Source organism: Tessaracoccus zhenghani, assembly GCF_055326325.1.
In genome coordinates, this window is record NZ_JBUZNQ010000006.1 from 52,266 (window position 1) to 76,670 (window position 24,405).

A 24,405-nucleotide genomic window follows, 5' to 3' on the forward strand; every position below is an offset into this window, starting at 1 on the left:
CCCACACCTCATCATTGAACCTGTGCTCGAAGGAGACAAGTAGTGAACGCCAGACCGAAGAAGGTCTCTGATCGCCGGAAGGCGCCAATGCCGAACAAGAGGTTCCTGTGGATCTGGGTCCCCGTCCTCGTGACGGTGACCGCCCTGATCATCGCCGCCAACGTGGCGCTCGTGGTCGGCGGCGGCTGGGTCGCCTCCCAGCTCGGTTCTGGTACGTACACCTTCACCAACTCGGAGGAATCCGAGGGGTGGGACACCGAGTACTACACGGCCGATTTCGCCACCATCGATGATGTCGACGCGGCGGCCAAGGAACTCGTCGAGGAGATCGCCGCAGGTGGCATCGTGCTCGCCAAGAACGATGGCGCGGCCCTGCCGCTCGCCTCGGCCCGGCGGGTCACCATGTTGGGCCGCGCGGCCGCGGACCCCGTCTTCGGCGGCGCCGGCTCCGGCTCCGTCGACACCCGCTCCGCGGTGACCGCCCGCGGCGGGCTCGAGGGCGCCGGGTTCGAGATCAACGAAGAGGTCTACACGGCCATCGAGGCGTTCGCCGCCGAGAACCGTCGGGGCCACATCGAGATGGACAACCCCGAGGCCTCCAGCTACACCATCGGTGAGCTCCCCGTCGCACAGTACGAGGCCCTCCAGGGCTCGTTCCAGGACTTCGCGGATGCGGGCATCGTCTTCATCGGCCGCCCCGGCGGCGAGGGCGGCGACCTCACCCGTGACATGGCGGGCTGGGACGAGAACGCCGTCGATGGTCAGCACCAGCTGGAACTCAACCAGGACGAGCGCGACCTCATCGAGCTCGCGAAGTCGTCGTTCGACACCGTGGTGGTCGTCGTCAACGCCTCCACCACCATGGAACTGGGCGATCTCCAGGACGACGCCGGGGTCGACGCCATCCTGCTGGCCGGCTCACCTGGCGCCAGCGGATTCTCCGCGCTCGGCGGCATCCTCGCGGGCGACGTGAACCCCTCGGGCCGCACCGCCGACGTCTGGGCCGCCGACTTCACGAAGGACCCCACCTACGCGAACTTCGGCAACTTCATCTACAACAACATCGAGGCCTCCTTCCCGGTCTCGGCCGTGGAGCGCGCCACCTCCAACGCGACGCTGACCTCTGACGCCCCGTTCGTGAACTACGCGGAGGGCATCTACATCGGCTACCGCTACTACGAGACGGCGGCCGCTGAGGGCTTCATCGACTACGACGACGCGGTGGTCTACCCGTTCGGCCACGGCCTCAGCTACACCGACTTCGCTTGGCGCGTCGTGTCCTCCGAGGCGGGTGCCGTGGACGGCGCCATCTCGGTGGAGGTGGAGGTCACCAACACCGGTGCCGTCGCCGGCCGCGACGTCGTCGAGCTGTACTACTCGGCGCCCTACACGCCGGGCGGCATCGAGAAGGCAGAGGTGGTCCTCGGGGCCTTCGCCAAGACGGACATGATCGAGCCGGGCGCCTCGGAGACCCTCACGCTCGAGTTCGCCGTCGAGGACATGGCGTCCTACGACCACCTGGAGAACCGCGCCTACGTCCTGGAGGCCGGCGACTACGAGATCAGCCTGCGCACCGACTCGCACACCCTCGCCGACGGCGTGGAGCCCATCGCCTACACCGTGGACGAAACTGTGGTGTACTCCGGCGACAACCACCGCTCCACGGACCTCACCGAGGTCACCAACCAGTTCGACGGCGTCTCGGAGCAGTTCGCCGCCGAGCCCCAGGACGGCAAGGTCGTCTCGATGTCGCGCGCCGACTTCGCGGGCACCTTCCCGACCGCCCCCTCGGAGGATCAGTACGTGGCGGGCGACGCCATCGTCGCCGGCTTCGCACCGTGGGACCACGAGGCTGCGGCCGACGAGTTCGACGGCGACAAGCCTGCCACCGGCAAGGGGTCGGACCTGACCCTCATCGACATGCGCGGCCTGGCCAAGGATGATCCCCAGTGGGCCGAACTGCTGGATTCGCTGACGGTCTCCGAGATGTCCGACCTGCTGCTCAACGGCGCCTACCAGACCGCAGGCATCGGCTCGATCGCCAAGCCGCAGACCCTGGAGCCGGACGGCCCCGCGGGCTTCTCGTCGTTCATCAACTCGTCCATCAACGGCGTTGCCTACCCGTCGCAGTTCCTCATCGCGCAGACGTGGGACGTCGACCTGGGCACCGAGATGGGCCGCATGCTCGGCAACGAGGCGCTCCACAAGGGCATCAACGGCTGGTACGCCCCGGCGGCCAACCTGCACCGCTCGCCGTTCGGTGGCCGCAACTTCGAGTACTACTCGGAAGACCCGCTGCTGTCGGGTGCGCTGCTGACCTCTGTGGCCAACGGTGTCGCCGAGAAGGGCGTCTACACGATGCTCAAGCACTTCGCGCTCAATGAGCAGGAAACCAACCGCGTCAACAACGGCATCGCCACGTGGGCAACCGAGCAGACGATCCGCGAGCTGTACCTCAAGCCCTTCGAGATGGCCGTCAAGAACATCTCGATGGACGTGTCCTACATTTCGGGTGCCGATGGCACCCGCACCGACACCACCATCGGCGCGGCGGGCATCATGAGCTCCTTCAACCGCATCGGCGCCACGTGGGCCGGCGGCTCCGAGGCGCTGATGACCAACGTGCTGCGGAACGAATGGGGCTTCCAGGGCTTCGCGATCTCGGACTTCAACCTGTACCCGTACATGAACCCGAACCAGAGCATCAGCGCGGGCACGGACCTGACGCTGACGTTCCAGCCGTCGAAGTCCTTCGTGGACACGACGTCGGCGAAGGCCGTCACGGACATCCGCAACGCCACCCACAACATCCTGTTCACGGTGGCCAACTCCAACGCGATGAACGGGCTGGCCCCGGGCGCGACGGTGGACTACACGCCCCCCACCTGGGTCTACATCCAGTACGCGGTCACCGCCGTGCTGGGCGCCCTGGTCCTCCTGGGCGCGTTCCTGGTGTGGCGCCGGGTGCGCAGGCACTCCGGTGAGGTCAGCGCAGCCTGACCCACACCGAAGGTTGACGACAACTGCGGGGCCCGCTTCCGAGCGGGCCCCGCAGCTGTGTGTCCGGGGTCAGAACCAGGCGCGCACGACGCTGTCGAAGCGGCTGAGCGCCGAGCCGATCGCCATGTGCATGTCGAGGTACTGGTAGGTGCCCAGCCGCCCGCCGAACAACACGCGTGGTTCGTCCGAGGCGGCCTGCCGGTACTGCTCCAGGACGGCCCGGTCCTCGGAGGTGTTGACGGGGTAGAACGGCTCGTCTGCGGCCTGCGCGAAGCGGGAGAACTCCCGCACCACGACGGTGCCGGAACGGTGGGTGCGCTCGGGATGGAAGTGTTTGAACTCCAGCGTGCGCGTGTAGGGGACGTCCTCGTCGCACTCGTTGATGACTGCGGTGCCCTGATGGTCATCGACGTCGAGCACGCGACGGTCGAAATCCAGCGTCCGCCAGCCGAGGGTCCCGTAGCGGTGCCCGAAGTAGCGGTCCAGCGGGCCGGTGTAGACCACGGGCACCTGGCCGACGGCGGAGCCGCGGCTGAATTCGTGCCCGGGCTCGAGGAAATCCACGCCCAACCGGACGTCTATCCGGGGATGGTCCGCCATGCGCTGCAGCCAGGCGGCGTAGCCGTCCAGGGGCATGCCCTGGTAGGTGTCGTTGAAGTAGCGGTTGTCGTAGGTGAAGCGCACCGGAAGCCGGGTGATGATGCCCGACGCGAGTTCGCGCGGGTCCGTCTGCCACTGCTTGGCCGTGTAGCCGCGGATGAACGCCTCGTACAGGGGCCGGCCGATCAGTGAGATCGCCTTCTCCTCGAGGTTGCCCGGTTCGCGCCCGCCCAGCTCAGCTGCCTGCTCCGCGATGAGACCGCGAGCCTCGTCGGGGCTCATCCCGCGACGGAAGAACTGGTTGATGGTGCCCAGGTTGATGGGCAGCGGGAACACCTCGCCGCGGTGACGGGCGTAGACCCGGTGCTCGTAGGGAGTGAACCGGGTGAACCGGTTGACGTAGCCCCACACGTTGTCGTTGGAGGTGTGGAAGATGTGCGCGCCGTAGCGGTGTTCCTCGATGCCCGTGGCCTCGTCGACCGTGCTCCAGGCGTTGCCCCCGATGTGGTTGCGGGATTCCACTACGGTCACCTGAAGGCCCAGTTCGGTGGCGGCCCTCTCCGCGATGGTCAGCCCGAAGAGCCCGGACCCTACGACCAACAGATCCATGTTCCCTCCCGGCTGCGGCTCCCGGGTAAGGCTACCAGCGTGGACAGGGGCCAGATTGGTAATGTGAGGGCGAGCGAGGAGGGACTGATGATCACCATCGGCGTCGTCGACGACCAGCCGGAGAGCCGCAACCTCCTGCAGGGCTATCTGGCCCGGTACGAGTTCGAAAGCGGCGTCCAGTTCAAGGTGGAGGAGTTCGCCGACGGTTCGGAACTGACCGCCTCCTACCGCCCCCGGTTCGACATCATCTTCCTCGACGTCCAGATGGACAACCTGGACGGCTTCGCCACCGCCCGCCTGATCCGCGAGGTGGACCCCGGCGTCATCCTGATCTTCGTCACGAACATGGCGCAGTTCGCCATCAAGGGCTACGAGGTGGACGCCCTGAGCTACCTGTTGAAGCCCGTTCCGTACTTCGCGTTCTCGCAGGAGTTGAAGAGGTCGCTGGAGCGTCTCGACAAGGCCCGCGACGAGCACATCATGCTCAGCGTCGGCGGCGAGATGCTGCGCGTGAACCTGGCTGACGTCATCTACATCGAGAGCATCAAGCACCGGCTCGTCTTCCACATGGTGGACGAGAAGCTGTCGATGATCGGCACGCTCAAGGAGATGGCCACCCAACTCGAGCCGCGGGGTTTCTACCGCTCCAACAGCTTCCTGCTGGTGAACCTGCGCCATGTGGAGGGGTTCAGCGGCAGCGAATCCAAGCACACCGGCGGTGTCTCCCTGCCCGTCAGCCGCGCGCGGAAGAAGCCGTTCCTGGAGGCCCTGTCCGCCTACTTCGGCGGGAACCCCGCGTGACCGAGATCTTGCCCAACATCCCGCGGGAATTCACGGGGTTGGCGGAGTGGCTCGCCTGCGTCGTCTACATCCTCGTCCTGCCCCGACGGTGGGGCGTGGCCGGCACGGTGGCCGCCCTGGCCGGGGGCCTGGGGCTACTGGTCGGTGTGCAGCTGTTCGCCGGTACGCTGCCGCAGTACCTGTGGACGCTCGGGATGGGGCTGGCGGCCGCGTGCATGCTCGCCTTCGTCGGTATCGCCACCACGGTCAACGCCCGCGACGCCGGCTACGTGACCGCCCGGGCGTTCGTGCTGGCGGAGCTGGTCGCGTCGCTGGAGTGGCAGATCCATGCCTTCTACTTCCACCCCGAGCCAGGGATCACCGCACTGTTCCCCACGCTGGTGCTGCTGGCGCTGTATGCGGCCGCCTTCGGGGTCGCGCACGTGCTGGAGCGGCGGCATTTCGACGGGATGGCGCCGGCCGTCGAGCCGCGGATGCTGGCGATCGCCATCGCCATGGCGGTGGGCACGTTCGGCTTGAGCAACCTCAGCTTCGTGACCCCCAACACGCCGTTCAGCGGCGAGATCTCCCTGGAGGTCTTCTACATCCGCACGCTGGTGGACCTGGCCGGCTACATCGCGCTGTACGCCCAGCACGAGCAGCTACGCAAGCAGCGGGCAGACCTGGAGGTGGCTGCCATGGACGCCATCCTGCGCACCCAACACGACCAGTACCTGGCGGCCAAGCGAGACATCGAACAGGTCAGCCGCGCCTCCCACGACCTCAAGCACCACCTGGCCGTGATCCGGTCCGAGCGGGATCCGGAGCAGCGGGGCAAGCACCTCGATGCCCTGGAGGAGTCGCTCAACGAGTTCGGCGCCGCGTTCGACACCGGCAACCCGGTGCTGGACACGGTGCTGACCTCCAAGGCCCGCTACTGCCGATCCAGGGGCATCAACTTCACGGCCGTGGCTGACGGCGGCGCCCTGGGTTTCGTCGACGTGATGGACCTGGCCAGCATCTGCGGCAACGCGCTGGACAACGCCATCGAGTCGGTGTTGCGCCTGCCGGACCCGGAGCAGCGACTGATCCGGGTGGCCGTGTTCAACCAGGCCCGCTTCGTCGTGCTGAAGTTCGAGAACTACTTCGACGGCGAGCTGCGCTACGAGGAGGGCGAACTCGCCACCCGGAAGGTGGGGGGCACGCACGGCCTGGGCGTGAAGAGCATCAAGCAGGCGGCCGAGAAGTACGGCGGCGAGGCCACCTTCGTCGGCCGCGACAACTGGTTCACCCTGACGGTGCTACTCCCGCTCAGTTGAACCCGACGACCGACTGGGCCACACGGTAGGCAAGCACCGAGACGCTGCGCCCGGTGCGGCCGGGCAGGTTGACCAACTGGCCCATGCCGCTGCGTCGTAGCTGTCGGTGCGCCGGCGCGTGGGCGGCGCGAAGGTCGCGCCACAGCTCGCGCTTCTGCTGCAGCTGCTCCGGCCCGCCGGCGCGGATCAGCATGATCGAGGAGACGGCGCACACCAGCCCCAGGTAGTGCACCTGGTAGCGGTGCAGGGCCTTCGGCGTCGAACCGGGCGACGGCAGCGCGCCGATCATCAGGCGGTTGACCCGCAGCTGCTGGTCCAGGCGCTTCAGCATGACGGCCTCGTTGACCGACTGGTCGGCCCGGCCGATGTGGTACCTGTACAGGTCCACGTCCAGGTAGAACAGCCGCTGCACATAGGGCAGGGGCACGAAGGCGTAGAGGTTGTCGACGTAGAAGGTGTGCTCCGGCAGGCGCATGCCGGAGTTGCGCAGCACCGCCGTGCGGTAGGTCAGCGCGTGCATCAGCATCCCCTGGTCGGCGCGGAAGCGGCCCACCTCGTCCCAGCCGAACTCGCGCCCGATGGGGAGGGTGGAGCGGTAGCGCATGGCGTGCCGGTGCGTGCGGCCCTCCTTCTCGTAGACGAAGTTCGTCACGACGAGGTCCAGCCGGTCCTGGCCGCGCAGCACGCCGAGCAGCGCCGTGAGCGCCTCGCGGTCGAGCCAGTCGTCGCTGTCCACCACCCGGAAGTAGCGTCCCGTGGCGGCGTCCAGGCCGGCGTTGACCGCCGACCCGTGGCCGCCATTGGCCTTGTCCACCACGCGCACCTGCCCGGGGTGCGCCTCCGCGTAGCGGTGCGCGATGGCCGAGGTGTCGTCGCTGGAGCCGTCGTTGACGACGATGACCTCGAGGTCGTCGTCGAGCGGCATCAGGGAGTCGAGGCAGCGGTGGAGGTAGGCGGCCGAGTTGTAGCTCGGCACGGCCAGGGTCAGGGTCGTCATGTCCGGTCCTCAGACCGTCTGCTCAGCGACGTCTTCGGCGGGCACGGGCTCCTGACGGAAGATGAGCTTGAAGATGGGGTAGAACACCCAGAACGAGATGGCCGCGTTGATGATCATCGTGACGACATCCGCGACGGTCTCGCCGGTCTGTCCCCAGCCGAGGGTGTCGATCAGGAAGGTGTAGATCGGCGCCTTGTAGAAGCCCTGTGCGGCCGCCGCCACCACCGTGATGACGACGTAGGCCACCAGGTACCAAAAGGCGGCCCGCCAGATGCTGGTGTTCGACTTGAACGTGATGTTGCGCTGGGCGAAGAAGTTGATGATCTGCGCGATGCCGATGGCGAGCTGGACGGCGAGGAAGTAGGCCAGGCCGCCCCCGCCGTCGGGCAGGGCGCCGGCTGCGTAGTCGAAGATGAAGTACTGCGAGCCGTCGACGTTGGCGCCCACCGGCCACACCTGGAAGTTGGTGTCGATCAGCGAGGTGCGCGCGAAGATGGCGCGGAACAACGGCATGACGATGATCTGCAGCACGGTGACCCCGTTGCTGAGGAGGAAGAACATCAGGAACTTCGACAGTTCCGGGTGGCGCTCGCTGTAACGGCCCCACGCGGTGCGGATCTTGGTGAACATGGGCGGGTCTGCTCCTTGGTGATTTCAGTGTGCGTTGAGCTGGCGGGACAGGTCCCTGCCCAGGCGCCGGTTGCGGAGGAAGCCGCCGACGATGGTGCGCAGCCCACGGAAGTGGTGGCCGTTCACGAACGCGACGATGCCGTCGACCATCTCGTCGCTGACCACGCCGTTGGACATCTTCGCGATGGCCCGGAACGGCATGTTGTACAGGAACTGGATGTTGAGGTCCGGCTCGCCCTTGGCCTCGCTTCGACGGCGCAGGGTGACGAGGATCCAGTGCGCCAACCGGCCCAGGGGGCTGCGGGCGCGGCTGAGGTCGCCGAGCGGGTCGTTGCGGTCCAGCGCGCCGGAGGTGGCGTCCCTGGGCACGGTGATGCCGAACAGGTCGCTGAACTCGTCGTCGGCGAGGCCGCGCAGCATCGCCCGGCGCACGGTCTCAGGCGCGACGGTCGCGTCGACGGCGACGCCAGGGAGCTGCAGCTCGCCGCTCAGCCGCAGGTCGGCGGAGCTGGCGCCCACCAGGACGCGGCGGAGCCCGCCTTCGATCTCCCAGCCGCCGGAGGTGGCGTCGAAGTGGCGCCAGGTGTATCGGTCGAAGGGGATGGTCACGCTGGCGGATTCGCCCGCGGCGAGGTGCACCTTCGCGAAGCCCTTGAGTTCCTTGACCGGCCTGACGACGGCGCTGCCCGGCGTCGACACATAGAGCTGGGCGATCTCCGCGCCCGCGACGGGGCCGGTGTTCGTGATGATGAACTGCGCGCCCGCCTCGCTGAGGTGCAGGTCGGAGTAGGTGAAATTCGTGTAGCTCAGGCCGTGGCCGAACGGGTAGCGGACCGCGCGGCCCGCGGCCTCCGCGTGGCGGTACCCGACGAACACGCCCTCGCGGTAGACGCTTGGCCGGCCCTCGGCGGGGAAGCGCCCGAACGTGGGCGTCTCCGCCAGCGAGACGGGGTAGGTCTCGGCGAGCTTGCCCGACGGGGAGACCCCGCCGGTCAGCACGCGCAGGGCCGCCTCGGCGCCGGCCTGGCCGGACAGGTAGCCGTGCAGCACCGCCCGGGTCTGTTCCGCCCATGCCAGGTCGACGACGGAGCCCGCGCTGAGCACGACGACCACGTTGCGGTTGACGGCGGCGACGGCGCGCAGCAGGGAAAGCTGGGCGTCGGGGAGGTCGATGTGGCGGCGATCGACGCCCTCGGATTCGCTGATCTCGTCGAGGCCCAGGTAGACCAGCGCCACGTCGGCGGCGCGCGCGGCGGATACCGCCTGCGCCTCGAGGTCGCCGTCGATGCCGGAGTGGCGACGGTAGCCCTGCGCGAACGCGGTGAGCTCGAGGCCGCTGTCGGCGATGGCCTCGCGGGCGGAGCTCAGCCGGGTGGGGTTGACCTGGGACGAGCCAGCCCCCTGGTAGCGCGGCGTGTCGGCCATGTCGCCGATGAGCGCCACGCGGGTGCCGGGGGAGAGGGGGAGGATGGCGTCCTCGTTGCGCACCAGCACCATCGACTCCTCGGCGGCGCGGCGGGCGAGTGCATGGTGGGCGTCGTGGTCGACGGTGGGGCGCTCGGCGTCGGCGCCGGCGAGGGCGAGCCTGACGACTTCGGCGGCGCGGGCTGTGAGGTCGGCCTCGGCCAGGCGCCCGTCGCGGACGGCCTCGACCAGTTGGCGCACTGAATCCAGCCCTGGGGCCGGCATCTCCAGGTTGGCGCCGGCGGCGACGGCGGCGACGGGGTCGTTGCTGCCGCCCCAGTCGCTGATCACCACGCCGTCGAAGCCCCATTCACCGCGCAGGATGTCCGTGAGCAGGTGGCGGTTCTCATGGGCATACGTGCCGTTGACGAGGTTGTAGGAGCTCATCAGTGCACGGGGCTCGGCCTCGCGGACCACGATCTCGAAGGCGGTGAGGTACACCTCGCGCAGCGTGCGCTCGTCGACGACGGAATCTGACGCCATCCGGCGCAGTTCCTGGCTGTTGACCGCGAAGTGCTTGGGAGTGGCCGCGACACCTTCGGCCTGGATGCCCCGCACGTAGCCGGCGGCCAGCTTGCCGCTCAGGTAGGGGTCCTCGGAGAAGTACTCGAAGTTGCGCCCGCCCAGGGGGCTGCGCTTCAGGTTGAGGCCGGGGCCCAGCAGCACGTTGACGCCCAGCGCGGCGGCCTCGCGCCCGAGCGCGTGCCCCACCTCCTCGGCCAGTTCGACGTCCCAGCTGCAGGCCACCGTCGCCGAGGTGGGGAAGCAGGTGGCCGGTTCGGAGGCGTTGAGGCCGAGGTGGTCGCCGGAGCCCACCTGCTTGCGGACGCCGTGCGGGCCGTCCGCCATGAAGAACGACGGGACGCCGTGCCTGGGCAGGTCGCGTGACTGCCAGACGTTCTTGCCGCTCAGCAAGGCGGCTTTCTCAAGCGTCGTGAGTTCCTGGGTCATGGGTATCTCCATTGATTCGCGTCCCCCGGAGCCGGTGCGGGCGGCCCGGGAAGGGGTCGTCCGAAAGTCGACCACAGGGGCGGGGCGGGGCGTCGGGGCCGATGCACAGTCGGCACGATCCGCAGCACGATCCGTCGTCGGGTGCCTGGTGGCCCCGCGCTGTGGGCGGCGTGCGGGGCCGTCCTCGGCCGAGGCGGAGCGGCCCAGATCCCACCCCTATGGCGGGGATTTCCCGAAACCCTTGGTTGACCCGAGCCCCGCGGGTACATTGGGAAGTCCTATCCACCGACCGCTAGGAGGCAGCCTATGGGACTCGGAGACAAGATGAAGGAAACCGTCGGTAAGGCCAAAGAAGGCATCGGCGACGCAACCGACAACGAAGAACTCCGTCGAAGCGGCCAGCGTGATCGCATCGAGGCAAATGTCTCGGAAGTGGGTCACGAGGTCGATGAGAAGGTTGGCGATGCCTCTGGCTCAGTCGCCGACAAGGTTGAGGACTTCAAGGATTCCGTCACCGACGACCGTCGTCACTGACAACGGTCCGGCCACACGGCCCTGAACCAAACGGGACCATCCCTCGCGGGTGGTCCCGTTTGCTGTCTCCGCGTACCCGGAGCGTCCGCGAACGGACAACACAACAGACTACTTTCCCCTGACGCCCGGCTTTCTCGGGGGTGCCCCATGGAGCGAGCAGTGGCCATGATTGGATAGTTGCCATGACAGCGCGAAAGATCGGCGTGACGGAGCTCGTGCTCCGCGACGCACATCAGAGTTTGATGGCGACTCGCATGGCCATGGAAGACATGGTGGATGCGTGCGAAGACATTGATCAGGCAGGCTACTGGTCGGTTGAATGCTGGGGCGGCGCGACGTTCGACGCGTGCATCCGCTTCCTGAACGAGGACCCCTGGAAGCGGCTGCGGACCTTCCGCGAGCTGATGCCGAACTCGCAGCTGCAGATGCTGCTGCGCGGCCAGAACCTCCTGGGGTACCGCCACTACGAGGACATGGTCGTCGACAAGTTCGTGGAGAAGTCCGCCGAGAACGGCATGGATGTGTTCCGCGTGTTCGACGCCCTCAACGACCCCCGCAACATGGCCAAGGCGATGCAGGCCGTCAAGAACGTCGGCAAGCACGCGCAGGGCACCATCTGCTACACCGTCTCTCCCGTCCACACGGTTGAGGGCTACATCCGGCTGGCCGGCCAGCTCCTGGACATGGGCGCCGAGTCCATCGCCCTGAAGGACATGGCCGCGCTCCTGCAGCCGCAGCAGGCCTACGACATCGTCAAGGGCATCAAGGACACCTACGGCGACGTTCAGATCAACGTGCACTGCCACTCCACCACCGGCGTGACGCTCGTGTCGCTGATGAAGGCCATCGAGGCCGGCGCCGACGTCGTGGACACCGCGATCTCGTCGATGTCGCTGGGCCCCGGACACAACCCCACGGAGTCGCTCGTCGCGATGCTCGAGGGCACCGGCTACGAAACCGGCCTCGACATGGAGCGCCTCCTGCGCATCCGTGACCACTTCGCCACGGTGCGCCCCAAGTACAAGGAGTTCGAGTCGGCCACCCTGGTCGACACCGACATCTTCTCCTCCCAGATCCCCGGCGGCATGCTCTCCAACATGGAGTCGCAGCTCAAGGCGCAGGGCGCGGGCGACCGCATCCGCGAGGTCATGGAGGAAGTGCCCCGGGTCAAGGCCGACGCGGGCCAGCCGCCGCTGGTCACCCCGTCGTCGCAGATCGTGGGCACGCAGGCCGTGTTCAACGTTCTGATGGGCCGCTACAAGGTGCTCACCGGTGAATTCGCGGACCTGATGCTCGGCTACTACGGCGAATGCCTGGGCGAGCGCAACCCCGATGTCGTCGCCCTGGCGCAGGCTCAGGCCAAGAAGGAGGTCATCACCGACCGTCCGGCAGACCACCTGAAGCCCGAATGGGACGCACTGGTCAAGGCCGCCTCGAACCTCGACGGCTACGACGGCTCCGAGGAGGACGTGCTCACCAACGCGATGTTCCCGGGTGTGGCGCCGAAGTTCCTCAAGTCGCGCGACGAGGGCCCCAAGAGCGTCGGCAAGACCCACGCCCAGCTCAAGTCCGAAGCGACCGCCCAGAAGGCCGGCGCTGACCGCCCCGGTATCAGCGGCCCCGTTAAGTACAACGTCACCATTGCCGGCCGCTCGCACAGCGTTGCCGTCGAGCCGGCCTAAGGAGAACATTCATGGCAAAGCAGCACACGATGGAGGAGCGCCTCGCGCAGCTCGCCGAACGCCGCGCGCACGTGCAGACGGGCGGCGGCGAGGACAAACTCCAGAAGCAGCGCGACAAGGGCAAGCTGACCGCCCGTGAGCGCGTCGCCGCCATGCTCGACGAGGGCTCCTTCCAGGAGACGGGCGCGTTCCGCAAGAACCGCACCACCACCTTCGGCATGGACAAGGCGGACATGCCCGCCGAGGGCGTCGTCACCGGCTCCGGCTACGTCATGGGCCGCCCGGTCCACATCGCCTCGCAGGACTTCACCGTCATGGGCGGCTCCGCGGGTGAGGCCCACTCGATCAAGGTGACCGAGGCCCTCAACGCCTCGCTGCGCACCGGCACCCCGTTCGTCTTCATCAACGACTCGGGTGGCGCGCGCGTGCAGGAGGGCATCGATTCGCTCTCCGGCTACGGCAAGGTCTTCTACGCCAACGTGCTCCTCTCGGGCGCGGTGCCGCAGATCTCGATCATCGCCGGCCCCTGCGCCGGTGGCGCCGCCTACTCCCCGGCGTTGACGGACTTCATCATCCAGACCCGCAAGGCCCACATGTTCATCACGGGCCCGGGCGTGATCAAGCAGGTCACCGGCGAAGAGGTCACGCAGGACGACCTGGGCGGCGCTGACGCCCACATGGGTCGCTCCGGCGTCGTGCACTTCGTCGCGGACGACGACGAGCAGGCCATCCTGATCGCCCAGAAGCTGCTGAGCTTCCTGCCGCAGAACAACACCGAAGACGCCCCCGTCGTCAATCCCGACGACGTGGTGGAGCCCAACGAGAAGCTGCGGGGCATCATCCCCGTCGAGTCCAACAAGGGCTACGACGTGCGCGAGATCATCCACGAGATCGTCGACCACTCGGACTTCCTCGAGGTGCAGGCCGGCTGGGCGCGGAACATCGTGGTGGGCTTCGGCCGCATCGTGGGCCGCACCATCGGCATCATCGCCAACCAGCCCAGCGTCATGTCCGGTGTCCTCGACATCGACTCCTCGGACAAGGCCAGCAAGTTCGTCCGCTTCTGCAACGCCTTCAACATCCCCGTGGTGAACCTGGTCGACGTGCCGGGCTTCCTCCCCGGTGTCGCCCAGGAGCACAACGGCATCATCCGCCACGGCGCGAAGATGCTCTACGCCTACTCCGCGGCCACCGTTCCGAAGATCACCGTGGTGCTGCGCAAGGCGTACGGCGGCGCGTACCTGGCCATGTGTTCCAAGGACCTCGGGGCCGACAAGGTGTTCGCCTGGCCCACCGCAGAGATCGCGGTGATGGGTGCGGAGGGCGCGGCCAACGTCGTGTTCCGTCGTGAGATCGCCGCAGCCGAAGACCAGGACGCGCGCCGCGCCGAGCTGGTGGAGGAGTACCGGGAGACGTTCTCGACGCCGTACATGGCGGCCAGCCGTGGCCTCGTCGACGACATCATCGATCCCGCCGACACCCGCCGCGAGATCGCCATGGCGCTCGAACTGCTCATCGGCAAGCGCGAGATCCGCCCGGCCAAGAAGCACGGCCTCGGCCCTGCGTGATCGGAGTCGACATGGAAGACACCCAGATGCAGGAGCTGCGCGACCTCGTCGCGCAACTCACGGACAGAATCGCGGGGCTGGAGGCGCAGGTCTCCGAGCTGCAGTCCGCCAAGGAGATCCCAGAGGCGGACCTCATCGCCATCGGTGCCGCGGTGGCGGCGTACTTCGGGCACCGCGCCCGGGTGCGCGCCATCCGGTACGGCTCGCAGACCCGTTGGGCCGCCGCCACCCGAACCCGCGTCCATGACCGCTCCGTCCCGCACGTCCGTTAAGGAGACACCACAATGAAGCTCAAGGTGACCGTCAACCAGACGGAGTACGAAATCGATGTCGAGATCGAGGAGGAGGAGCGTCCCGGGCTGGGGCCGATCGTGATCGGCGTCAACGCAGGCTCCAATCCCATCCCGACGAAGGCCTCGGTCAGCGCTGTCAGCTCCAACGCTGTCGTCGCGCCCCTGGCAGGGTCCGTCGCACGGATCCTCGTCGCTGAAGGCGAAGAGATCGAGTCCGGGCAGGTGCTGCTGGTGCTCGAGGCCATGAAGATGGAGACCGAGATCACGGCCCCCACGGCCGGCAAGGTCGCCAGCATCCTTGTCGCCCCCGGCGACGCGGTGCAGGGCGGCCAGGCCCTCATCGAGTTCTGAGCCGCGCAGCGACGGGCGCCCCACCTTTGGGTGGGGCGCCCGTCGTTCATTGTGGGCTTGGATAAGGTTGCCCCAGATCGAGATGAGGAGATCGCGTGAGCGACGACAGAACTGGCGAACCGACGGACCCCAGGCCGGTTGAGGGGTTGCCGTTCGACGAGGAGACCCTCGTCGCGCTGCCATCGCCTGACCCATCCGCGCCCGTCGACCGGGCCGACGTCATCGGTGAGGGTGGCCGCTGGGTCGCGGGCTGGGCCGGCCGCCTGATCCTCATGGCCGCCGCACTGTTCGTCATCGGCTGGCTGGCCGCCAAGTTCTGGGACGGCATCCTCCCCGTCGTGCTCGCGCTCCTGTTCGCCTCGGTCCTCTGGCCCGTGACCGCCTGGCTCAAGGCCCGCGGGGTACCGTACGTCGCCGGCGCTGCCATCTCACTGCTCGGCGGCTTCGGCGCCCTCGCCGGGCTCATCTGGTTGATCGCCCCCAGCATCGCGTCGCAGTGGTCCACGTTGTCCGGCCAGGCCATCAAGGGCGTCCGGCAGCTGCAGGACTGGGCCGCCGGCCCGCCCCTCAACATCCGCGACGAGCAGCTCGACAGCTGGATCGACCAGGGCCTCAACTGGATCCAGGGCAGGAGCGGCGAGTTGGTGGGGCAGGCCCTCAACGTGGGCGGTTCCATCGGCAGCGCCATCGTCACGCTCCTGCTGACACTCGTGCTCACGTTCTTCTTCCTCAAGGACGGCCACGGGTTCCTGGCCTTCACCCGTCGCGTCGTGGGCCGCGAGGCCGGGTTCCACGCCACTGAACTGCTCACCAGGCTGTGGACCACCCTGTCCGGCTACGTCCGCACCCAGGCCATCGTCAGCTTCGTCGATGCGGTGTTCATCGGCTTCGGTCTGTTGGTGCTGGGCGTGCCGCTGGCCTTCCCCCTGGCCGTGATCACGTTCATGGCGGGCTTCATCCCGATGGTCGGCGCCATCACGGCCGGCGTGCTCGCAGTACTCGTCGCGCTCGTGTCCGGCGGCATCTACACCGCCCTGTTCACCCTCATCCTGATCCTCGCGGTGCAGCAGTTGGAGGGCAACGTCCTCCAGCCAATGCTCCAGTCCCGGGTCATGCAGCTCCACCCGGTCATCGTGCTCCTCGCCGTGCTGCTGGGAGGCGTCTGGGGCGGCATCATCGGCGCCTTCCTCGCAGTTCCGGTGGCGGCTTCCATCGCCGTCGTGATGCGCTACCTGGGAGACCTGATCGACCTGCGCACCGGAGACCGGGGTGCTGAGGACATCCGCTGGGCCACCGACGACGGGCACACCGTCGCCTTCGAGGGCGAGCAGCACGCCGCGTTCTTCCGCGCGCTGGTGCGCCGCCGCACCGCCCGCCGCGAGGTGGAGGAGGGCACGGATCGTGCCACCGTGGAGCTTCCCGACGGCGAAGTGGCCCGCGTCGACGGCACCGGCTGGCTCGGCAAGCTCATGCGCCGCCGCCCACTCGAGGGCACTCCGGATCCGAAGGAGCAACTGGGCCCGGAGGAGCCCCAAGACCGGTAGACCGCAGAAAGCCGCAGGCCGGTTGAGCGTTTGGGCAAAACGCCTTGACCGGACCCAGTCGCCGCTTGGAGGGTGACCACAACCCCCTTCAAAGGCGAAAGGTATCCATGCGGAGCACCAGACATCTGCTGGCCACGGTATTGCTCGTGCCAGCGCTCATCGCGACCACCGGCCTCATCACCTCGCCCGCCGGCGCGGTCGAGGTGGGCACCGAGACCCACGGCAGCACCCCCGTCACCCCGAAGCCCGCCACCCCCGAGGTGCCGCTCACGGGTGCGCCCACCACACTGGGCAGCATCACCGCCGTCACGTCCGCCGGCAACCAGGCCACCCTGACCGCGCAGCGCGGCAAGGTGCGCATCACGTTCCTCGACGGCGACACCTTCCGCCTCGAGGCCACCCGGACCGAGTTCGCCGACCCGGCCAACACACCCCAGGGCGACGCCACGCGGACCGCCAACATCATCGTCGGCCTGTCCGAGTTCGCCGGTGCCACCGCCTCCGTGACCGACGGGGCCACCATCGTGGTCAAGGCCGCGGGCGGCGTCAGCGTGGAGATCGAGAAGGCCACCGGCGTCATGACCGCCAAGGGCGCCGACGGCAGCGTCCTCTGGCAGGAGACCTCGCCCTTGGAGTTCCGTGCGGGCAACACTGCCCAGCGCCTCCAGGTGGACCCGGACGAGCAGTTCCTCGGCGGCGGCATGCAGAACGGCCGCTCCATCCACACCGGTTCCGTCATCAACGTGGCCCGCAACTTCGACTGGGACGACAACGGCTACCCCAACGCGGTGCCGTTCTACCTCAGCTCCGCCGGCTACGGCGTCCTGCGCAACACGTTTGCGCGCGGCACCTATGACTTCGCCAACGGCACCACCGCCCACGAGGAGCAGCGCTTCGACGCCTACTACTTCGCCGGTGACTACAAGCAGGCGCTGGACAGCTACACCCAGCTGACCGGCCGCCCCCACCTCCCGCCCGTCTACGCGCTCGAGTACGGCGACGCCGACTGCTACAACCGCAGCAGCACCACCTACAACGGTGAGAAGACGCCCGGGAAGTTGACCACTCCTGACGCGCTCGAGATCGCCAAGGGCTTCGTCGAGAACGACATGCCCGGCGGGTGGATGCTCGTCAACGACGGCTACGGCTGCGAGTACGTCCAGCTTCCTGAGACCGTCCAGGCCATCGAGGACCAGACCGGCCTCAAGACCGGCCTGTGGACGCAGCGTTCGTTGACTAACCAGCCCTACGAAGTGGGCGAGGCGGGCGTGCGCCTGCGCAAGCTCGACGTCGCCTGGGTCGGCTCCGGATACCGCATGGCACTCACCGCCTGCGAGTCCGCCCACAGCGGGATCGAGGACAACTCCGACGCACGCGGCACCGCGCTCATGGTGGAGGGCTGGGCAGGCGCCCAGCGCTGCGGCATGACCTGGGCGGGTGACCATTCCGGCAACCTCGACGCGGTGCGCTGGCAGGTCTCCGCCCTCACCGGCTCCGGCAACTCCGGCCAGCCGTTCGCCACCGGCGACGTCGACGGCATCTTCGGCGGCTCCCCCGAGAGCTACGTGCGTGACCTCCAGTGGAAGGCGTTCGCGCCCGCGCTGTACTCGATGTCGGGCTGGGCCGCCACGGACAAGCGGCCGTGGCTGTACGGCGACGAGGCCACCGAGATCAACCGCTCCTACCTCCAACTGCGCCAGCGGCTGATGCCCTACATCTACTCGCTGTCCCAGGAGGCGCACGCCACCGGCACTCCGGTGATGCGGCACATGGCCATCGAATTCCCGGACGACCTCGGCGCCTACTCGGCCGAGGCCAACAACCAGTTCATGCTGGGCACTGACTACCTCGTGGCCCCCGTCTACACGGCCGCGCGCTCGCGCAGCGGGATCTATCTGCCGGCCGGGGAGACCTGGGTCGACTACTGGACCGGGCGCCTCTACCCGGGGGGCCAGGTGCTCAACAACCACCCCGCACCCCTGGACACGCTGCCCGTCTTCGTGCGGGCCGGCGCGCTCGTGCCGCACGGCATCGCGGCGCGCAACTCGAACCTGACGCCGGAGAACTCCGAGCTCACGGTGCAGGTCTACCCCAGCGGGTCGTCGAGCTACACGCTCTACGAGGACGACAAGGTCACCCGCGGCTACCAGGACGGCCAGCGCAGCCTGCAGACCCTCGCGGTCACCGCCCCCGAATCCGGGGCCGGCGACGTGACGGTGACCATCGGCAAGCGCGAAGGCAGCTACCTCGGGAAGGCCGAGTCGCGGCCCTACCGCGTGGTGGCCCACACCGCGGGCCGGCCGGATTCGGTCACCGTGGGCGGGTCCGTCGTCGCGGAGGCAGCCTCTGCAGCGGTGCTCGAGACGGCCACCACCGGCTGGTTCTATGACGCCGCCGCAGGCGCCGTCACCGTGAAGGCGGGCACGCTGGCGGCCACCGCCAGCACCACCGTCGTCCTGAAGGGGGCCTCCGCCGTGGGCGGCGACGCCCCGGACGCCACGATGGCGCAGCTCGCGTTCGACCTGCCGGCCGTCACGGCCCGCGGCGCGGACACGACCGTCACCGCCACCTTCACCAACACCGCGACGGTGGCCAAGACCGACGTCGCCGTGTCGCTGAATCTGCCCGACGGCTGGACCCAGGTGTCGGCGGGCACCGCCCCCGGCACGGTTGCCGGCGGCGCGTCCGCGTCGCAGACGTTCGTGGTGCGCGCCGGTGAGGGTGCCGCTCCGGGAGGCACGGAGTTCTCGGCCACGGCCACGTACCGTGACTCGGCGGGCAACCAGAACTCCGCCGTCGCATCGGCGGAGACCGAGGTGACCTACGCCTCCCTGGCGGACGCCTTCAACCACGTGTCGATCACCACGCTGGCCAACGCCGCCGAGGGCAACTTCGACGGCGGGGGTGCGTCGTTCTCCGCGGAACAGCTCGTGGCCAAGGGCATCACGCCCGGCTCCGAGGTGACCGTGTCGACGGGGGACATCCCCGTGACCTACGACTGGGCACCCGTGCCCGACGAGCCCAACTCGGTTGTCATGGGCGGTCAGACCATCACCCTGAACGGCCGCGGCACGCACCTCGCCATCCTGGCGTCGGCGGCCACCGGCCAGGGAGTGACCGGCGAGTTCCGGATCAACTACACCGACGGCAGCAGCTCCACCGGCAGCGCCGGGTTCCCGAACTGGCTGTACCAATCGAGCCACGGGATGCTCGGCTCCACGGTGGGCATCGTGACCAAGGGCCGCAACAACGCCGGCGGCGCTTACGAATACGGCGACTACAGCTACCAGATCTACCAGAACTTCGTGCCGGTCAACCCGGCGAAGACGGTACAGTCTGTGACGCTTCCGCCGGCGTCGACGTTGAAGGTGTTCGCCTGGGAGTTGGTGTCCAAGGCCCTGCCTGACGCGCCGACCGAGACGGTGTTCGCCTCCGATTGGGAATGGGTCACCGCCACCAACGGCTACGGAACGATCGGCCGCGACATGGTCAACCTGGATCCCGGCCAGGCCACGTCCGGCCCCCTGACGAGTCACTACCTCGATTCGGAGGGTGCCAACGTGGTCTACGAGAAGGGCCTCGGCGTGCACGCCGACGGCTCGATCCTCTACTACCTTGGCGGGGAGTGCACGCGCTTCACCGCAGAGGTCGGCCATGAGGAGGGCTACTACGGTCCCGTTGTGTTCACCGTCAATTCGGACGGCGAGGAGGTGTTCAGCTCCCGCAGCTTCGTGGAGGCGCTCACCGAGCCCGACGTCGTGGACGTGGACGTGACGGGTGTGGACTTCATCGAACTGGGCATCAAGGGCGTCACCGGCATCGGCGCCGCCCACGGCATCTGGGGCGACGCGAAGTTCACGTGCGGAGAGGTGACGCAGTCGCCGAGCCCGTCGCCGTCGCCGAGCCCGTCGCCGTCGCCGAGCCCGTCGCCGTCGCCTTCGGTGCAGCCGTCCGCATCGCCGTCGGCCAGCCCATCGGTGACCCCGTCGGTGAAGCCCTCGGTGAAGCCGTCGGTGAAGCCGACGGTCACGCCGGCCTCGGACAAGTACGTCCCGACGGTGCCCTACACCCTGCCGGGCAAGCATGAGTTCAATGGTCGTCAGTGGTTCACGGAATGTGAGTCCTACTCGCAGACGGAGCGGTGCCGCACCGAGATCTGGGCGACCGTGGTCAAGGTAGAGAACGGCACGTTCGTCCGCGAGTCGGGGTGGGCGTTCAACAACCTGACCTACCTGCCCTACATGACCCGGCAGGCCTGGAAGGGCAACCCGCTCGGTGACCTGGGCTCCACCACGAACGGCGTGTTCACGTCGGCCGGTCGGCGGTGGAAGACCGAATGCGACACCGCCGCCACCGGTCGGGGCGCGTGCCGCTCCTACACCTGGACGACGGTGTACGCGGCCACGGCGAAGCCTGCGGGTGGCTACGCCTTCTCGCAGAGCAACGAGTGGGTCTTCAACAACATCGTGATGTTCGGAGGACCCGAGAAGCGAGCCTGATCCTGACCTGGGCCGGGCTTCCCCGTCCGGCTCAGGCGGTCAGCCGAGTAGCTGAAACGGAACCCCCGGGCTCCAAGCAAACGTGCTTGGAAGCCCGGGGGTTCTTCGCGTCAGCGCGTCAGCGCGTCGGGTCTCGGCCGCTGGTGCCGACCGTGGGCGAAGGCAGCCAACGCGTCAGGTGGGTGGTTCCCAGCGTCGTCCGGCGGCTTGAGCTTCGCTCCACTGCTGGGTTTGTGCCCGAGGACGGCGCCACATCCAGCACTGAAATCGGGCGGCCGTGTTCAATGCTGGCTTTGAGGCCAAGTACGGCGCCAAATCCAGCACTGGGCCTGAAACTTGAACGAACCGCTCAGGCGGTGCGGTGCACCTTGTGCGACGCGGCCTGGGCCCGCGGGCGGATCGCCAGGCGGTCAATGTTCACGTGCGACGGCCTGGTGGCCATGAACACGATCACGTCCGCCACATCGTCGGCCGTCAACGGCTCCTCGACGCCGGCGTACACCTTATCCGCCCGCTCACGGTCGCCGTCGAAGCGGGTGAGCGCGAACTCATCGGTCTGCACCATGCCGGGGGCGATCTCGGTGATTCGCACGGGCTGGTCAAACAGTTCCAGCCGCAGCGACTCGACGACGGCGCGCTCGCCGGCCTTCGCGGCGCAGTAGCCCGCGCCTCCCTCGTAGCCGGCGTCTGCAGCCAGGGACGTCACGAACACGATCACGCCTTCGGCGGCCACCAGCGCAGGCAGCAGGGCCTTGGTGACGCGGGCGGTGCCGATGGTGTTGGTCGCGATCATCGTCGCCCACCTGTCCAGGTCGGCTTCGGCGACGGGTTCCAGTCCCAGGGCGCCGCCCGCGTTGTTGACCAGCACGTCGAGCCGGTCGCCAACGGCCGCAGCGAGGCGGGTCACGTCGTCGTCGGAGGTGATGTCGCACACCACGGCGGCACCGCCGATCTCCTGGGCCAGCGCGACGATGCGGTCTTCACGGCGTGCGGCGCAGATGACGCGGTAGCCCGCGGCGGCGAGTTGGCGGGCGGTGGCGGCTCCGATGCCCGAGCTGGCACCGGTGACGAGGGCAGTCTTCATGCCTGTCACTGTATTCCCAGTGGCGGGGGAGGTACGACGAGGGGGTCAGCGTTTCGCGGCGCGCCAACCGGCGGCCTCAGCGTCTTCGGGGGTGCAGAACCAGCGCTCGCCGTAGGACTCGTTGATCTTCGTCTCGTCGTAGTGCTGTTGCCCCGGCTGGTGGTAGATGTGTTCGCCCTCGCGGTTGATGTTGCCCTTGATCAGGCAGTCCTGCGAGGAGACGCCCACGGGCGGCTGCCCCGGCGCGGCGGGGGCGGCGGGGGTGTCGACGGGGGGTCGCCCTGCGTCGCAGGTCTCACCCCACATCCCGAGGCCCTGTTCTTGGGCGCCGGCCTGAGCGGCCAGGTGGTCGGCGACGTAGGCGTACGGGTCGGCATAGGTGTACTCGCGGCCCAGGCCGCGGGCGATGATCTCTTCGGCGACATTGACGCCCTCGGCGGTGAAGACGTGCCGCAGCAACCGGTCGTAGCGGTCGGTGTCGCCCTGGGTGGGATCGAATTCGATGCGCACATCGCGCGACTGCACCAGCGACTGCATGGCGCTGGCCGCCTCCTGGTAGCCGCAGTCGCCGCGTTCCGGGGTGTCGATCCCGATGACGCGGATGCGGGTCCGCTCGCCGTCGATCAGCACGTCGATAGTGTCGCCGTCGATGACGCCCGCCACCGGCACGAGGTCCCCGACGACGGCGGCCGCCGCAGGCCCGTCCGTCGGGCTGGCGCTGATGGTGTCGGGCTCCGGGGCCTCCGCTTCCTCAGTGACCGCTGGGGTGCCGGGCTGGGACGCGGGGGGCGTCGTCACCTCCGCCGTCGTCACCTGCGCGGTCTCCACTTCCGGCGACTCGATGGGCGGGCCGGGGAAGCAGCCGCTCAGCAGAAGCAGGCAGAGCAATGCAGGCCCCACGAACACGTGGGGCCTGCGAGTGGAATGCGGAGTGGTGATTACTTCTTGCCCTGGTTCTTGACGGCCTCGATGGACGCCTTGGCGGCCTCGGGGTCGAGGTAGCGGCCCCCGGGGGTGACAGGCTTGAAGTCCTCGTCCAGTTCGTAGTAGAGCGGGATACCGGTGGGGATGTTCAGGCCGGCGATGTCCTCGTCGGAGATGCCGTCGAGGTGCTTGACCAGCGCGCGCAGCGAGTTGCCGTGCGCGGTGATCAGCACCGTCTTGCCCTCGGCCAGGTCAGGCACGATGTGCGCTTCCCAGTAGGGCAGCAGGCGGGCCACGACGTCCTTGAGGCACTCGGTGCGGGGACGGTCAGCCTCCGGGATGTCCGAGTAGCGCGCGTCGTGGTGCTGGCTGAACTCGTCGTCGACGTCGATGGGCGGCGGAGGCGTGTCGTAGCTGCGGCGCCACAGCATGAACTGCTCCTCGCCGTACTGCTCCAGCGTCTGCGCCTTGTCCTTGCCCTGCAGGGCGCCGTAGTGGCGCTCGTTCAGGCGCCAGTTGCGCTTGACCGGGATCCAGTGGCGGTCGCAACCATCCAGCGCCAGGTAGGCGGTGTGGATGGCGCGGCGCAACAGGGAGGTGTGCAGAATATCCGGGAGGAGCCCCTCCTGCTTGAGCAGTTCGGCGGCCTTCTTGCCCTCCGCAATGCCCTTTTCATTGATGTCGACGTCCACCCAACCGGTGAACAGGTTCTTCGCGTTCCATTCGCTCTCGCCGTGACGGAGCAGGATCAGCTTCGCAGTCATGCGCCCAACATTAGCGGCGACACCCCTGCCCTGCTCAGCCGGGTCAGGCGTTGGGCCACTCTTCACCCTCGGGGATCTCCCCGGTGATGATGTAGATCACGCGGCGACCCACGGCGACGGCGTGGTCCGAGAAGCGCTCGAAGTAGCGGCCCAGCAATGCAACGTCCACGGCACCCTCGACGCTGATCTCCGAGCCCTCCTTGAAGATCTCGGTGAAGTGGTCGCGACGCAGGTCGTCCATGCGGGAGTCGATGGTGGCCAGCGACTTGGCGCCCTTGGCGTCGCGCTCCGCCAGCGACAGGCGGGCCACGTCGATGACCTCTTCGGCGATCTTCGCCATCTCGCGGAAGTTCGGCTCGAAGCGCTCCGGGACGGCGTGGGCCGGGTAACGCAGGCGGGCGATCTTGGCGATGTGCGCGGCCAGATCCCCCATGCGGGCGAGTTCGAACACGACGCGGATGGCCGACACGATGGTGCGAAGCTCGCCGGCGACGGGCGCCTGGAGCGCGAGCAGGCTCAGGCACTGGAACTCGAGCTCCTCGTGCATCTTGTCCAGCTGTGCGTCATTGGTGATGACGGCTTCCGCGCGGCCCAGGTCTGCCGTGAGCAGCGCCTCGGAACTCTCGATGATGGCGACCTCGACGAGATCTGCCATATGAACGAGGCTGTCCAGGACGGAATCAAGTTCCTCATGGTAGCTGGTACGCATTCTGCGGTACTCCTTTGTCACGGTTGCCCCGAGTCTAGCTGGACACCCTTCCTGACCGAGGCTAGGGCATCTACCTAGCTGGACGTGTCATCTCTGTGAACGA

At 68.1% G+C, this 24,405-nt stretch carries 18 protein-coding genes; 10 read left to right on the forward strand and 8 right to left on the reverse strand.

Annotation, left to right across the window (positions count from 1 at the left end; translation table 11 throughout):
* Positions 1-42: 42 nt before the first annotated feature.
* Positions 43-3,000, forward strand: coding sequence for a glycoside hydrolase family 3 C-terminal domain-containing protein (locus ACZK4S_RS12415; protein ID WP_463644475.1), 2,958 nt, complete (start codon positions 43-45; stop codon positions 2,998-3,000).
* A 69-nt stretch (positions 3,001-3,069) separates the two neighbouring features.
* On the opposite strand, the gene glf is transcribed toward ACZK4S_RS12415, so the two are convergent.
* The gene (gene glf / locus ACZK4S_RS12420; RefSeq protein ID WP_463644476.1) at positions 3,070-4,209 is read right to left on the reverse strand and encodes a UDP-galactopyranose mutase; all 1,140 of its coding nucleotides are present in this window, start codon (positions 4,207-4,209) and stop codon (positions 3,070-3,072) included.
* Between the two features lie 87 nt (positions 4,210-4,296).
* Between glf and ACZK4S_RS12425 the strand changes: the two genes are divergently transcribed.
* Positions 4,297-5,010: a LytR/AlgR family response regulator transcription factor gene (locus ACZK4S_RS12425; protein WP_463644477.1), complete on the forward strand. Its 714-nt coding sequence runs from the start codon at positions 4,297-4,299 to the stop codon at positions 5,008-5,010.
* Positions 5,007-6,308: an ATP-binding protein gene (locus tag ACZK4S_RS12430; RefSeq protein WP_076062705.1), complete on the forward strand. Its 1,302-nt coding sequence runs from the start codon at positions 5,007-5,009 to the stop codon at positions 6,306-6,308. The genes ACZK4S_RS12425 and ACZK4S_RS12430 overlap by 4 nt, the downstream gene beginning before the upstream one ends.
* On the opposite strand, the gene ACZK4S_RS12435 is transcribed toward ACZK4S_RS12430, so the two are convergent.
* Genes ACZK4S_RS12435 through ACZK4S_RS12445 form a run of 3 tightly spaced genes read right to left on the reverse strand, consistent with a single transcriptional unit; the run spans position 6,301 to position 10,350 of the window.
* A complete protein-coding gene (locus ACZK4S_RS12435) occupies positions 6,301-7,305 on the reverse strand; it encodes a glycosyltransferase family 2 protein (RefSeq protein WP_076062708.1) in 1,005 nt (334 codons plus the stop codon). The two genes, ACZK4S_RS12430 and ACZK4S_RS12435, sit on opposite strands and share 8 nt — an antisense overlap.
* A gap of 9 nt (positions 7,306-7,314) precedes the next feature.
* The gene (locus tag ACZK4S_RS12440) at positions 7,315-7,935 is read right to left on the reverse strand and encodes a hypothetical protein (protein WP_076062710.1); all 621 of its coding nucleotides are present in this window, start codon (positions 7,933-7,935) and stop codon (positions 7,315-7,317) included.
* Positions 7,936-7,959: 24 nt separating this feature from the next.
* Positions 7,960-10,350 carry a glycoside hydrolase family 3 C-terminal domain-containing protein gene (locus ACZK4S_RS12445; RefSeq protein ID WP_463644478.1) on the reverse strand — a complete coding sequence of 797 codons (2,391 nt, stop codon included), beginning with the start codon at positions 10,348-10,350 and terminating at the stop codon, positions 7,960-7,962.
* A 306-nt stretch (positions 10,351-10,656) separates the two neighbouring features.
* On the opposite strand from ACZK4S_RS12445, the gene ACZK4S_RS12450 reads away from it, so the two are divergent.
* The 7 genes from ACZK4S_RS12450 to ACZK4S_RS12480 all read left to right on the forward strand — a co-directional run bounded on the left by ACZK4S_RS12450 (position 10,657) and on the right by ACZK4S_RS12480 (position 20,821).
* Complete coding sequence (locus ACZK4S_RS12450) at positions 10,657-10,884, forward strand: CsbD family protein (RefSeq protein ID WP_076062715.1); 228 nt, start codon at positions 10,657-10,659, stop codon at positions 10,882-10,884.
* A 182-nt stretch (positions 10,885-11,066) separates the two neighbouring features.
* Entirely contained in the window at positions 11,067-12,566 is a 1,500-nt protein-coding gene (locus ACZK4S_RS12455; RefSeq protein ID WP_076062717.1) for a methylmalonyl-CoA carboxytransferase subunit 5S, read from the forward strand.
* 11 nt (positions 12,567-12,577) lie between these two features.
* Complete coding sequence (locus tag ACZK4S_RS12460; protein ID WP_076062719.1) at positions 12,578-14,134, forward strand: acyl-CoA carboxylase subunit beta; 1,557 nt, start codon at positions 12,578-12,580, stop codon at positions 14,132-14,134.
* An 11-nt stretch (positions 14,135-14,145) separates the two neighbouring features.
* A complete protein-coding gene (locus ACZK4S_RS12465; RefSeq protein ID WP_076062734.1) occupies positions 14,146-14,406 on the forward strand; it encodes a hypothetical protein in 261 nt (86 codons plus the stop codon).
* Between the two features lie 12 nt (positions 14,407-14,418).
* Positions 14,419-14,778 carry a biotin/lipoyl-containing protein gene (locus ACZK4S_RS12470; RefSeq protein ID WP_076062722.1) on the forward strand — a complete coding sequence of 120 codons (360 nt, stop codon included), beginning with the start codon at positions 14,419-14,421 and terminating at the stop codon, positions 14,776-14,778.
* 95 nt (positions 14,779-14,873) lie between these two features.
* Positions 14,874-16,322 carry an AI-2E family transporter gene (locus tag ACZK4S_RS12475; protein ID WP_463644479.1) on the forward strand — a complete coding sequence of 483 codons (1,449 nt, stop codon included), beginning with the start codon at positions 14,874-14,876 and terminating at the stop codon, positions 16,320-16,322.
* A gap of 107 nt (positions 16,323-16,429) precedes the next feature.
* Entirely contained in the window at positions 16,430-20,821 is a 4,392-nt protein-coding gene (locus tag ACZK4S_RS12480) for an NPCBM/NEW2 domain-containing protein (protein WP_463644480.1), read from the forward strand.
* 349 nt (positions 20,822-21,170) lie between these two features.
* On the opposite strand, the gene ACZK4S_RS12485 is transcribed toward ACZK4S_RS12480, so the two are convergent.
* From ACZK4S_RS12485 to phoU, 4 genes are read right to left on the reverse strand one after another with little or no spacing between them, the layout of a single operon-like run.
* Positions 21,171-21,905 carry an SDR family NAD(P)-dependent oxidoreductase gene (locus ACZK4S_RS12485; protein ID WP_463644481.1) on the reverse strand — a complete coding sequence of 245 codons (735 nt, stop codon included), beginning with the start codon at positions 21,903-21,905 and terminating at the stop codon, positions 21,171-21,173.
* Positions 21,906-21,950: 45 nt separating this feature from the next.
* Positions 21,951-22,793 (reverse strand): sunset domain-containing protein, encoded by an 843-nt coding sequence (locus ACZK4S_RS12490; RefSeq protein ID WP_463644482.1) that lies wholly within the window; start codon positions 22,791-22,793, stop codon positions 21,951-21,953.
* A gap of 50 nt (positions 22,794-22,843) precedes the next feature.
* A complete protein-coding gene (locus ACZK4S_RS12495) occupies positions 22,844-23,593 on the reverse strand; it encodes a phosphoglyceromutase (RefSeq protein WP_463644483.1) in 750 nt (249 codons plus the stop codon).
* Between the two features lie 43 nt (positions 23,594-23,636).
* Positions 23,637-24,302, reverse strand: a complete 666-nt coding sequence (gene phoU, locus ACZK4S_RS12500; RefSeq protein ID WP_076063825.1) for a phosphate signaling complex protein PhoU — start codon at positions 24,300-24,302, stop codon at positions 23,637-23,639.
* Positions 24,303-24,405: the final 103 nt, after the last annotated feature.

Excerpts from the sequence above, each read along its gene's own strand:
- glf (WP_463644476.1), bottom strand. The coding sequence starts at position 4,209 with ATGGATCTGTTGGTCGTAGGGTCCGGGCTCTTCGGGCTGACCATCGCG.
- ACZK4S_RS12425 (WP_463644477.1), top strand. The coding sequence starts at position 4,297 with ATGATCACCATCGGCGTCGTCGACGACCAGCCGGAGAGCCGCAACCTC.
- ACZK4S_RS12435 (WP_076062708.1), bottom strand. The coding sequence starts at position 7,305 with ATGACGACCCTGACCCTGGCCGTGCCGAGCTACAACTCGGCCGCCTAC.
- ACZK4S_RS12440 (WP_076062710.1), bottom strand. The coding sequence starts at position 7,935 with ATGTTCACCAAGATCCGCACCGCGTGGGGCCGTTACAGCGAGCGCCAC.
- ACZK4S_RS12445 (WP_463644478.1), bottom strand. The coding sequence starts at position 10,350 with ATGACCCAGGAACTCACGACGCTTGAGAAAGCCGCCTTGCTGAGCGGC.
- ACZK4S_RS12450 (WP_076062715.1), top strand. The coding sequence starts at position 10,657 with ATGGGACTCGGAGACAAGATGAAGGAAACCGTCGGTAAGGCCAAAGAA.
- ACZK4S_RS12455 (WP_076062717.1), top strand. The coding sequence starts at position 11,067 with ATGACAGCGCGAAAGATCGGCGTGACGGAGCTCGTGCTCCGCGACGCA.
- ACZK4S_RS12460 (WP_076062719.1), top strand. The coding sequence starts at position 12,578 with ATGGCAAAGCAGCACACGATGGAGGAGCGCCTCGCGCAGCTCGCCGAA.
- ACZK4S_RS12465 (WP_076062734.1), top strand. The coding sequence starts at position 14,146 with ATGGAAGACACCCAGATGCAGGAGCTGCGCGACCTCGTCGCGCAACTC.
- ACZK4S_RS12470 (WP_076062722.1), top strand. The coding sequence starts at position 14,419 with ATGAAGCTCAAGGTGACCGTCAACCAGACGGAGTACGAAATCGATGTC.
- ACZK4S_RS12480 (WP_463644480.1), top strand. The coding sequence starts at position 16,430 with ATGCGGAGCACCAGACATCTGCTGGCCACGGTATTGCTCGTGCCAGCG.
- ACZK4S_RS12485 (WP_463644481.1), bottom strand. The coding sequence starts at position 21,905 with ATGAAGACTGCCCTCGTCACCGGTGCCAGCTCGGGCATCGGAGCCGCC.
- ACZK4S_RS12495 (WP_463644483.1), bottom strand. The coding sequence starts at position 23,593 with ATGACTGCGAAGCTGATCCTGCTCCGTCACGGCGAGAGCGAATGGAAC.
- phoU (WP_076063825.1), bottom strand. The coding sequence starts at position 24,302 with ATGCGTACCAGCTACCATGAGGAACTTGATTCCGTCCTGGACAGCCTC.